The 10,342-nt window shown below is 68.9% G+C and carries 8 protein-coding genes; 2 read left to right on the top strand and 6 right to left on the bottom strand.

What is annotated here, in order from left to right:
• From LJ737_RS16760 to LJ737_RS16750, 3 genes are all read right to left on the bottom strand, one after another.
• On the bottom strand, positions 1-336 hold a 336-nt coding region (locus tag LJ737_RS16760; RefSeq protein WP_227767789.1), incomplete at its 3' end, for a hypothetical protein.
• A gap of 78 nt (positions 337-414) precedes the next feature.
• Positions 415-834, bottom strand: coding sequence for a response regulator (locus tag LJ737_RS16755; protein ID WP_227767786.1), 420 nt, complete (start codon positions 832-834; stop codon positions 415-417).
• Between the two features lie 95 nt (positions 835-929).
• Entirely contained in the window at positions 930-2,441 is a 1,512-nt protein-coding gene (locus tag LJ737_RS16750; RefSeq protein ID WP_227767785.1) for a sensor histidine kinase, read from the bottom strand.
• A 135-nt stretch (positions 2,442-2,576) separates the two neighbouring features.
• On the opposite strand from LJ737_RS16750, the gene LJ737_RS16745 reads away from it, so the two are divergent.
• A complete protein-coding gene (locus tag LJ737_RS16745; protein WP_227767783.1) occupies positions 2,577-3,377 on the top strand; it encodes a TrmH family RNA methyltransferase in 801 nt (266 codons plus the stop codon).
• Positions 3,378-3,382: 5 nt separating this feature from the next.
• On the opposite strand, the gene LJ737_RS16740 is transcribed toward LJ737_RS16745, so the two are convergent.
• The 3 genes from LJ737_RS16740 to nagA form a co-directional block, all read right to left on the bottom strand.
• The gene (locus LJ737_RS16740; protein ID WP_227767781.1) at positions 3,383-6,193 is read right to left on the bottom strand and encodes a DUF7948 domain-containing protein; all 2,811 of its coding nucleotides are present in this window, start codon (positions 6,191-6,193) and stop codon (positions 3,383-3,385) included.
• Positions 6,194-6,393: 200 nt separating this feature from the next.
• Positions 6,394-8,589, bottom strand: coding sequence for a TonB-dependent receptor (locus LJ737_RS16735; protein ID WP_227767778.1), 2,196 nt, complete (start codon positions 8,587-8,589; stop codon positions 6,394-6,396).
• A gap of 75 nt (positions 8,590-8,664) precedes the next feature.
• On the bottom strand, positions 8,665-9,804 hold the full coding sequence (gene nagA / locus LJ737_RS16730; RefSeq protein ID WP_227767777.1) for an N-acetylglucosamine-6-phosphate deacetylase: 1,140 nt from the start codon (positions 9,802-9,804) through the stop codon (positions 8,665-8,667).
• Between the two features lie 151 nt (positions 9,805-9,955).
• Between nagA and LJ737_RS16725 the strand changes: the two genes are divergently transcribed.
• Positions 9,956-10,231, top strand: a complete 276-nt coding sequence (locus LJ737_RS16725; protein ID WP_227767775.1) for an acylphosphatase — start codon at positions 9,956-9,958, stop codon at positions 10,229-10,231.
• Positions 10,232-10,342: the final 111 nt, after the last annotated feature.

Here is a 10,342-nt window from a genome sequence, read left to right as displayed (position 1 = left end):
GAGCGGGCCGGGCGCGGGCGGCGCGGGGGCCGCGGCTACCGGCGGTGGCGGGGCCACCGGGGCGGGGGCTGTCCGCGGGGCTGGCGGCGCCGGAGCAGCCACCGGCGGCGTAACTGCGGGCGGTGGTGCCGTCTCGGCCATCGGCGGCGCATCGGCTGGCGGGGGCTGGCGCAGCAGCTGCACCTCGCGCTGCAGCCCTTCCAACTGCTGGCGCAGGCGCTGCTGGTCGGTGCGCTGGCCGGCCAAGTCGGCTTCGGTGGCGTCGAGGCGCTGCTGTAGGCGGTGGATGACCACAATCAGCGCCAGGCCCAGTACTATTAGTACAAATGCTCCCATACCTCAACGTGCAAAAAAAAACCGACGGCGCGGGCAGAGCCGGGCCATCGGGGCTTCTTAACGTTGGGGTAACGCGGTTTAGTCTTCGGACTTGAGCAATACTTCCAGCAAGTTCATGCTGTCGACCATGTCGCGGGTGTTTTCGAAGTCGATGGGCTTCACGATGTAGCCCTGCACGTCGAGCTGCCCGGCCTGCAGCCGGTCGATGTCCATTTCCGAAGTGGTGGTGACGAACACCGGCACCTGGCGCAGCTCGGGTTGGGTGCGCAGCTCGGCCAGAAACTCGAACCCGTTCATTTTGGGCATGTTCAGGTCGAGCAGAATTACTTCCGGCAGCGGGCGAATGGCTTCCACCCCGTTGCGGCCCAGCAGCAAGTCCAGCGCCTCGATGCCGTTGAAGGCCGTGTAGAGCTTGTGCGGAACGTTGAATTTTTCGAAAGACTTCTGCACGGTCATCGTGTCAAAAAAGTCGTCTTCAACTAGGAGGACTGAGCGCATAGAAAGGGGGCAAAGCAACGCCCAAAGGTACGCAGAAAAGAGCCGGGCCGGCCGGATATGAGCGCGAAGTTGCGCGCGTCAGGCGGCCCGGCCGGCTACGCGGCGGGCAGGGCCGCGCCCTTGGGCCAGGTGAAAATAAACGCCGCCCCCTGCCCGGGTGCCGACTCGACGCGGATGCTGCCGTGCTGCTCGTCGATGATTTTCTTCACGATGCTCAGCCCGATGCCGGTGCTTTCGGCCGTGTGCCGGTCCCGCAGGGTCTGAAACATCAGGAAGATTTTCTCGTGGTACTCCGGCGCAATGCCCGGGCCGTCGTCCTGCACCCGAAATTCGTACTCGGTTTCCCGCTCGCGGCAGCCCACCGTGATGATGCCCAGCCCGGTGTGGTGGTACTTCACGGCGTTCGAGAGCAGGTTGGTAAACACCTGCTGCAGGCTCAGGCGGTCGGTAACCAGCGTGGGCAGCGCATCGGGCAGGCGCAGCTCGAAGGTGGGCGGCACCACCAGGTCGGCCACGTCGTGCACCAAGCGCTCCACGTTCACGTCTTCCAGCTTCTGCTGGGTGCGGCCCACGCGGGCGTAGGCCAGCAGGCCGTTGATGAGGTCTTCGAGGCGGACGAGGCGGCCCTTCATCATGCCGAAGTACTCCTGCATTTTGGGCGAGAGTTCGTGGCCCAGCTCGTCCTCGATCCACTTCACCACGGTGCTCACCCCGCGCAGCGGCGCTTTCAGGTCGTGCGAGGCCACATAGGCAAACTGGTCCAGCTCGCGGTTGCGTTTTTCCAGGGCGCCGAAAGCCTCGTCCAGGGTTTGCGTCATGCGGTTGAGCGAGGTGGCCAGGTTGCCGAGGCTGTCCTGCTCCCGGTCCCGGATTTTCACCTTGTAGTCGCCCTGCACCACCTGCTCGGCCAGCCGCTCGATGATGCCGATGCGCTGGGCCACGCTCTCGTTGGTGGCGGCCAGTTCGGTGCGCAGCCGCTCGTTGGCCCCGATTTCGATGCCCACCCGCCAAAACAGCCACAGGGTAACCACCACGGCCACCGCCGCCGACAGCAGAATCACGGCCGGCGTGAGCGACTCGTACATTTCCTGGTCCGCGCTGCGCTCCGAGAGCAGCGCCAGCTCGGTTTTGCGGGCCCGGGCCAGCAGCCGCTCGATGGCGCGCATCGACTGCCGGTCGGTGTCGAGGCCCGTCTGGATGACGGCGTTGGTGCTGCCCACGGTGGTGCCCACCAGCTCGCCGAACAGCCGCATTTCGGCGCTGATCATGGTGTTGAGCGTATCGAGGCGCAGGTTCTGCTCGGGGTTGTCGAGCACCAGTTGCTTGGCCAGCTCAAACTCGGTCTGCCCACCTTCGCGGGCGGCTTCGTAGCTGCGCAGGTACGTGGTGTCGCGGGTGAGCAGGAAGCCGCGCACGCCCGAGCGGGCGTCTTTCAGGCGCAGCTCCACGTTCTTGAGCTGCTGCATCACGCGGTAGCTGTGCTCCACGCGGTTGGTGCGCCGGCTCAGCTGCTGAATGCTGATAAAGGCGGCCACGGCCGTGAGCAGCAGCACGCCGGCGGCAATGGCAAAGCCAATGTAGAGCTTGGTTTTGGTTTGAAGGGCCATCAAAGGGAAGGCAAGGCGGCCCGCCCGGTGCCGGCCGTGCGCAAGATACGCACGCGCCCGGGCCGCGTTGGGGCCGCCGCGGCGGCGTATCTTCGCAGCCGCAGCGGCGCCGTCCGCGCCCGTTTTCCCTCCGCCATGCCCGACCCGATCAGCAGCCCCCAAAACCCGCGCATCAAGGCCCTGGTGCGCCTGCAGCAGAAATCCGCCGAGCGGCGCCAGCAGGGCCTGACCATCGTGGAGGGCCTGCGCGAGCTGACCGTGGCCCGCGCCGCCGGCAACGTGGTGCCCGCCGTGTACGTGTGCGCTGAGCTGCTGCCCGCCACCGGCCAGCAGGAGCTGCGCCAGGCCCTGGCCGCCGATACCGAGTGGTTTGAGGTGTCGCGGGCAGTGTTCGAGAAGCTGGCCTACCGCGAGGGCTCCGACGGCGTGCTGGCCCTGGTGCGCGTGCCGCAGCGCCGCCTGCAGGATCTGGCATTGCCCCCGAACCCGCTGCTGCTGGTGCTCGAGGCGGTGGAAAAGCCCGGTAACCTCGGCGCCGTGCTCCGCACCGCCGACGCGGCCCGCGCCGACGCCGTCATCGTGTGCGACCCGCGCACCGACCTCTACAACCCCAACGCCATCCGCTCCAGCATCGGCTGCGTGTTCACGGTGCCGGTGGTAGCCACCACGCGCGAGGAGCTGCTGGGCTGGTGCCGGCAGCACGGCATCCGCACCTACGCGGCCGCCCTCACGCCCACCGCCCGGCCCTACACCGACTTCGATTTTCGCGGGCCCACCGCCCTGGTGATGGGCACCGAAGCCGACGGCCTCACGCCCGCGCTCATGCAAGCCTGCGACGAAACCATCATCATTCCCATGCGCGGCTACATCGACTCGCTGAACGTGAGCACGGCCACGGCCGTGCTCACGTTCGAGGCGGTGCGCCAGCGGCAGTAAGCCCCTCAGCGCAGTAGTTCTACCCAGCCTTTGTGCACGGTGGCGCAGTCGCGGGGTTTCAGGTCGTAGTAGTAGGTGCCCGCGGGCTGCTGCTGGCCGCCCCAGTCGTTCTGGTAGTCCTCGCTCTGGTACACCAAGCGGCCCCAGCGGTTGAAGATGCGCAGGCGGCTGCCGAGCAGGTTGGCCGGCACGACGAAGGTGCGGTTGAGCTGGTCCTCGTTGGCCGTCACCACGTTGGGCAGGAGCAAGGTCGGGGCGGCTAGCACTTCAAACTCCAGCGGCGCGAAGCAGGAGTCGGGCGAGGCGCGGTAGAGCAGGTAACGGCCCGGCTGGCGCACGGTCAGCACGCGGTCGGCGCTGCCGTCGGACCAGAGGAACTCCACAGCCGGGCCGGCGCTGGCGGTGAGGCCCACGGCGCCGGTGCAGTCGAGGTAGCGCCGGCGCAGCGGCTCGGGCGCGGCGCCGGCGCGCACCGCCACCGTGATGCGGGCCGAATCGGTCAGCACGCCGCAGGGCAGCGTGCGGTAGGCCACCAGCTGGGCCGTGTACGTGCCCGCGTTGGCGTAGAGGTGCCGCGGCGCCCGGGCCGTGTCGGCCGGGCTGCCGTCGCCGAAGGTCCACCGGTAGCGGGTAGCGCCCACCGTGGCGTTGGCAAACTGCACCAGCGTCGGCGCGCAGCTCGGCGTGGCCGGGCTCACGGCGACCCGGAAGTTGGGCGCGCCGGTCAGGTCGAACTTGAGAATGGCGCCGTCGTTGCCGCCCTGCGTGGCCATGCTGCGGGCGTACACGTTGGGCGTAACCGGGAAATTCGGCACCGACGTGCATTCGATGTAGGACAGCGTGCCTGCCGGCGAAATTTCGTTGGCGGCGGCCGGGTGCTGGTGCTGGCCCGAGCCGCTCAGGGTGCCGTAGTAGCTGCCGTAGGTGAGGGCGCGCGCGCCTTCGGTGAGCGTGCACGCGTACAAGCCCCGCCCCGTGCGCTCGGCCGCGTCGGGGGTGGTGGGGGCGGTGGTGCTGCGGGCGTAGGCCGCCAGGTACAGCGCGTTGCAGTAGCCCACCGTGAAGCCGGCCGGGTACAGGGTGCCCGTGCCGAAGCTGGTGCTGAACACGGATTGCGTTAGCCCGCTGTTGAGGCAGTGCACGAACATATTGCCGCTGCTGTGGAAGGCCGACGACACCACCCCGGCGCTGACCGGGTAACGCCCGCCCGTGCCGCCGGCCACGTACACGTTGCCGCTGGCGTCGAAGGCCAGGTAACGGGCCAGGTCGTAGGCGGTGGTGCCCAGCAGCGTGCCGGCCAGCAGCGTGCGCCCGTCGGCCGAAAAGCGCAGCACGTACCCGTCGCCTTGGCCGAGCTGGCCGGGTTGGTAGGCGCCGTTGGTCGTGGGAAAGTTGGTGCTGGCCGTGCTGCCGCACACGTAAATGGTGCCGCCCGGCGCCACGCGGATATCGTCGACCTCGTCGTTGCCGTTGCCGCCCAAGTAGCTGGCCCACAGCAGCTGCGAGAGCGTGGGCGAGAGTTTGGCCACCACCCCGTCGTAGCTGTCGGCCGAGCTCTTGGTGGCTTTCAAGGCGTTGACGGTCGGGAAGTTGGTGGAGAGTGAAGTCGAGCCGATCAGCACGTTGCCGTCGGCGTCAAGGCGCAGCGTGCCCGGCAGCGTGGACAGGTTGCCGGCTTCGTCGGCGCTGCCGCCCAGCAGGGTGGAGCCCAGCAGCTGGCCGCCGGTGCGCGAGAAGCGCGAAATGGTCAGGTCGCGCAGGCCGTTGTAGCTGCGGTCGTAGGCGGTGCTCAGCGTCGGGAAGTTGTTGGAAGTGGTGGTGCCCAGCACGTGCAGCTCGCCCAACGGGCTGACTTCCAGGTCGAGCGGGTACTCGGTGTTGTTGCCGCCCAGGAAGGTGGCGTAGAGCAGGCGCTGGCCGTCGGGGCTGAGCTTGCTGAGCACCATGTTGCCGCTGCGCCCGGTGGTTTGGTAGGCGCCCGTGGTGGCCGGGTAGCTCGGCCCGAAGCTTTGCCCGCCGAAGTACACGTTGCCCTCCACGTCGAGGGCGCTGGCGTTGGCCGACATGCCCGTCACCGAGCCCGCGTACGTGGCAAACACCACCGTGGGGTCGATGGTCAGGGGCAGGGCCGGGTTGTAGCCCGCCGGCAGCTCAAAGCCGACCACGTCGGGCGCGGCGAGGCGGAAGCGGCAGGCCACAGCGCGGCGCTGCCCGTCGGGGGTGGTTTGCCAGGCCACGGGCGCCTGCTCGGTGAGCGGGCCCAGGCTGGTGAGCAGCTCCAAGCGGCCGTCGGGCAGCAGGCGCAGGCCGTCGAGGCCCTCGTAGCGCATGCGGATGCGCTCGGGGCGGGCGCCGGGGCTCAGCTCGTAGTCGTACTCCAACTGTCCGCCGGCCGAGTGCCACAGCATTTGCACGCCGGGGTAGAGCTGGCGCATGCGCACCGCCCCGTAAAGCGGCACTTCTCCGGCCCAATGCCGCGGGTCGTCGCCGAGAAAGTAGTTGTGGTAGCCCGCCTGGGGCTGCAGCTCCTCGGCAGCCGCCGCACCCGGGGCCGCATCGAGCAGGCGCACCCGGAAGGCGTGGCCGCGCTGCAGGGCGTCGGCGGGCGCGTCGCAGGCAAGCGACTGGCGCAGGTGGTACGTGAAGGCGTCGCCCTCCAGAAACAGCCAGCCGCCGGGCACGGCGCCGGCGTGGTGCACCTGGGCGGGCCACTGCCCGCGGTTCGGGGCAAAGCGAAACGGCGCGGTAGGCGCCTCGTGGGCGCGGGCCAGCAGGCACCAGCTACACGCCAGCAGCAGTAATAAACAGTGCTTCATAAACGAACGGAGAAATAAGCGTAATGCGGCGCGTAAAAGCCGCCCGCCGCGCCCGCAATAATCGGTCCGGCTGCGCGCCGCCCCAAGACAGAGCCTAGCGGGCGGCGAAAGGTTGGTAACAAAGCTAAAATAGCGAACCGGGCCGAACCCGCGTGCAACAGCTGGCGGTTCGGCCCGGCACCCGGCTGGGCACGGGTGGCTCAGAAGCGCGCCGTGACGGAAAGGTTGAGCACGCGGCCTTCCACCGGCGCCCAGAGCTGCGGAAAATCAGGATTGAGGCGGGAGCCGAGCACCACGGCTTCGCGGCGCGTCTGGCGGTAGTCGAAGAGGTTTTCGCCGTTGAGCACCACGCTCAGTGGCCCGGCCTGGTAGCGCAGCAGCGCCGCCACAATGGGGTAGCCCGGCGTGCGCCGCCCGTCGGAGAGGTACTGCTGGCCGGTGTAGCTGGCCTCGATGCCGGCGGCGAAGTGCTCGGTGAATTCGGTGGTGGCCACGGCCGCCAGCTTGTGGCGGGCGGCCAGCTCCACGTGCGGGTTCACCGCGTCGTAGCGCCGGCGGGCGTCGGTAAACACGTAGCCCAGGTACAGCTCGGTTTCGTCCTCGCGCAGGCGGATGTACGTCTCGAAGCCCCGGCTGACGAGCGGGCGGCGGGCGTTGTACCAGGTCAGCGGCGACTCGCCCGGCGCCCGCCCCACAACGGGGTCGGGCAGCACCAGCGGGTGGTCCAGCTCGGTGTAGAAAAACGACTGGTTCACGGTCAGCGTCAGCTCCGGGCCGAAGCGGTGCTGGTAGTTCACGTCCCAGTTCACGCCGGTGCTGCGCTCAGCCCGCACGCCCGTCAGCGGCTGCACCTGCGGGTAGTCGCGCTCGTCCAGTTCGTTGACGTAGGGCACGGGCACGCGGTAGCCCAGGCCGCCGTTGAGGCGCGAGGTCAGGCTGGGGGAGAAGCGGTAGAGCAGGGCCAGGCGCGGCAGCACAAACGAGCCGTACTGGTTGTGGTGGTCGAGGCGCAGGCCGGCCTGCACCGTGAGCGGCTGCACCGGCTGCCAGTCGTCCTGCACGAAGGCGCCCACGGTGCCGTAGGTGTAGCTGTTGCGCAGCGGCGTGCGGCTGCTGCTTTCGGGCCGCAATTGCTCCCCGTTGAAGTTCAGGCCCGCCACCAGCGTGTTTTCCAGGCCGAGCCGGTGCAGGTAGCTGGCTTCGGAGTAGTAGGAAAGTTGCCGGGCCGCAAAGCCCACGGTGTTGGTGCTGACCTCGCGGCGGAAGGAACTGAGCGTGCCCTTCACCGTGAGGGCGCCGCCGGCCACGCTGTCCTGGGTGAAAATCAGCTCGGCCGTGTGCCGCTGCATCTGGTTGTCGACAACGTACTGGTGCTGCGCGTCGGCCGCCGCGCGCACCACTTGCTGGTCGCCGCCCTGGCGGCGCTCCACCGTGCCGGTGTAGCCCACAATGAGCTGGCCGGTCTTATTGGGGTAGAAAAACAGCCGCGGATGCACCGTCAGGCTGCGCAGGCGCGGCACGTCGGTGAAACCGTCGTGGTTCACGTCCACGTCCTGCTGCCGGGTGCCGCCGGCGAAGAAGGTGTAGCCCAGGCGCTGGTTGCGGCCCGCGGCGTAGGCGTTGAGGTTGGTTTCGCGCAGGGTGCTCTGGTTGAGCGTCACGCTGCGCTCGGGCGCGCCCAGCCGCGGCTGCTTCGACACCAGGTTCACCAAGCCCGCAATGGCCCCGCCCCCGTAGAGCGTGCTCGAGGAGCCCTTGATCAGCTCCACTTGCCGCAGGTCCAGCGGCGGCACCTGCAGAATGCCGAACGAGCCCGCGTAGCCGCCAAACAAAGGCATGCCGTCGCGCAGCATCTGCGAATAGCGGCCCTGCAGGCCCTGGATGCGCAGGTCGGCGTTGCCGGTGGTGGGCTGGGTAGGCTGGATCTGGGTGCCGGCCAAGTCGCCGAGCAGGGAGGCAATGTTACCGGGCTTGATGGCGTTTTCCTCCTGCAGTTCCTCGGTACCGAGCACTTCCACCCGCGTGGGCAGGTCCTCGATGCGCGAGTTGGTGCGCGTGGCCGTCACCACCACTTCCTCCAGCTCCTCGCCGCCGGGCGCCAGCCGCACGAGCAGGGGCGCGGTCAGCGGCAAGGTCACGGCCAGCCGCCGCGGCCGGTAGCCCAGGGCCGAAATCTGCAGGGTGGCCGGGCCGGCGGGCAGCCCCGGCAGTTCCACGCGGCCGGCGGCGTCGGCGGCCGCGCCCACGCTGGTGCCCACCACGCCCACGCTGGCGCCCACCACCGGCTGCCGCGTCAGGCTGTCGGTGATGTGCACGCGCAGCATTTCCTGCGCTTGGGCGGAGGTGAAGCAGCCCGCGAGGACCAGCGGCAGGGCGTAGCGAAGAGGATGGGCCATAACCGGCAACTAGCAACCACCAAGGTGAAGGATGACTGAATCGGTAAGATGCCGGGCTGGAATGGTACCCGCGCTTTACTCCCCGGCCGCCGCGGCCCACTGCAGCTCGCCGTGCATCACCGTGCCGTGGGCCTGAAACTCCGCGTCGAACAAAGTCAGGCAGGCTTGGTAGCCCGGCGCAATCAGGCCCAGCTGCTGGTCTAGGCCGAGCACGCGGGCGGGGTAGAGCGTGGCCATGCGCAGGGCTTCGGCCAGCGGCAGGCCCACGTGCTGTACGCAGTTGTGCACGGCCTGCAGCATAGTCAGCGCCGAGCCGGCCAGCGTGCCCTGCTCGTCCACGAACCGGTCGCCGGCCCGGCGGAAGCGGTAGGCGCCTTCGGGGCTTTCCTCCACCGCGTCGGTGATGAGAAACAGCCGCTCGCCCATGAGTTTGTGGCTGATGCGCACGGCGGCGAAGTCGCAGTGCAGGCCGTCGGCAATGACGCTGGCCCGGGCCGTGGGGTGGTCGTAGGCGGCGCCCACCAGCCCCGGCTCCCGGCTCGTCAGCGCCGACATGGCGTTGAACAGGTGCGTGACGGCCCCGAAGCCCGCGGCCAGCCCCGCCTGCGCTTCGGCGTAGGTAGCCGCTGAGTGCCCGGCCGACAAAACCACGCCCGCCGCCCGCAGCCGGGCCACCGCCGCGGGCGTGGCCACTTCGGGCGCCATCGTCACCAGGCGCAGCAGGCCGGGCGCCACGCTCAGCCATTGGTCGATTTCGGCCAAGTCGGGCGGGCGGATAAACTCCTCTTGGTGCGCCCCCTTCTTGGCCACGCTGATGTAGGGGCCTTCGAGGTGCACGCCCAGCAGGCCGGTGCCGGCGGTGGCGCTGCGGTAGGCGTAGGCCGCCTGCAGCGCGCCGAGCATGAGCTCGGGCGCGTTGGTGGGCATGGTGGCCACGAAGTGCGTGGTGCCCTCGGCTCGAAACACGGCTTCCATGCGCGCGAGCGTGGCCGGGGTGGGGTGGGTGGAGAAAAGCACGCCCCCGCCACCGTACACCTGCAGGTCGATCAGCCCGGGCGCCACGCGCAGGCCGCGGGCGTCTTGCCGGGGCACGTCGGCGGGCAAGGCGGCAGCGGGCAGCACGGCTTCGATGCGGCCGTCGGCCAGAAGCAGGGCGTGGTCGGGCAGCACGGCGGCGCCGGTGTAGAAGGTGGCGTTGGTGAGGGCGTAGCGCATAAGCAAGTCGGAAAGCAGCCGCCCGGGCATACGCAGCGCGGGCGCGGCCGTATAGCCGAACCGCGCCGGCGGGGCGGAGTTCGTGCAAACTTCCGCATATCCGCGTGCTTGCGGCACGCCGGCGCCGATGTATTGCTGACGTTTTTTCTCTATGAGCACCGAACACCGCACTTTTCGCATTCACGGCCGCGTGCAGGGCGTGTTTTTCCGCCAATCGGCCCGGCAGGAGGCCCAGCGCCTGGGCCTGCACGGCTACGCCCAGAACAACCCCGACAACACCGTCACCATCGAGGCCGAGGGCCCGGCCGAGGCCCTGGCCGCGCTGGAAAGCTGGTGCCAGCACGGCCCGCCCGCGGCGCGCGTCGAGCGGGTAGAGGCGCAGGCCGGGTCGGTGCAAGGGTATTCCGGCTTCGAGGTGCGCCGGTGAGTGTCCTTGCTGCCACGGGGGCGGAGCTTATATGTACTATTTATAATTAAAAAAGTATTAATATTTATTGAATTAATACCCTATAATGCGGCTGTAATTCTTATCAAGGTA

Source organism: Hymenobacter sp. 15J16-1T3B (genome assembly GCF_020711235.1).
Classification (GTDB): domain Bacteria; phylum Bacteroidota; class Bacteroidia; order Cytophagales; family Hymenobacteraceae; genus Solirubrum.
The sequence above is the reverse complement of the archived record's forward strand: the minus strand, read 5'-3'. Positions and strand labels throughout refer to the sequence as shown.

Coding starts and splice junctions, on each gene's coding strand:
- LJ737_RS16755 (WP_227767786.1), bottom strand. CDS start 834: ATGCGCTCAGTCCTCCTAGTTGAAGACGACTTTTTTGACACGATGACC.
- LJ737_RS16740 (WP_227767781.1), bottom strand. CDS start 6,193: ATGAAGCACTGTTTATTACTGCTGCTGGCGTGTAGCTGGTGCCTGCTG.
- LJ737_RS16735 (WP_227767778.1), bottom strand. CDS start 8,589: ATGGCCCATCCTCTTCGCTACGCCCTGCCGCTGGTCCTCGCGGGCTGC.
- nagA (WP_227767777.1), bottom strand. CDS start 9,804: ATGCGCTACGCCCTCACCAACGCCACCTTCTACACCGGCGCCGCCGTG.
- LJ737_RS16725 (WP_227767775.1), top strand. CDS start 9,956: ATGAGCACCGAACACCGCACTTTTCGCATTCACGGCCGCGTGCAGGGC.
- LJ737_RS16745 (WP_227767783.1), top strand. CDS start 2,577: ATGCCCGACCCGATCAGCAGCCCCCAAAACCCGCGCATCAAGGCCCTG.
- LJ737_RS16750 (WP_227767785.1), bottom strand. CDS start 2,441: ATGGCCCTTCAAACCAAAACCAAGCTCTACATTGGCTTTGCCATTGCC.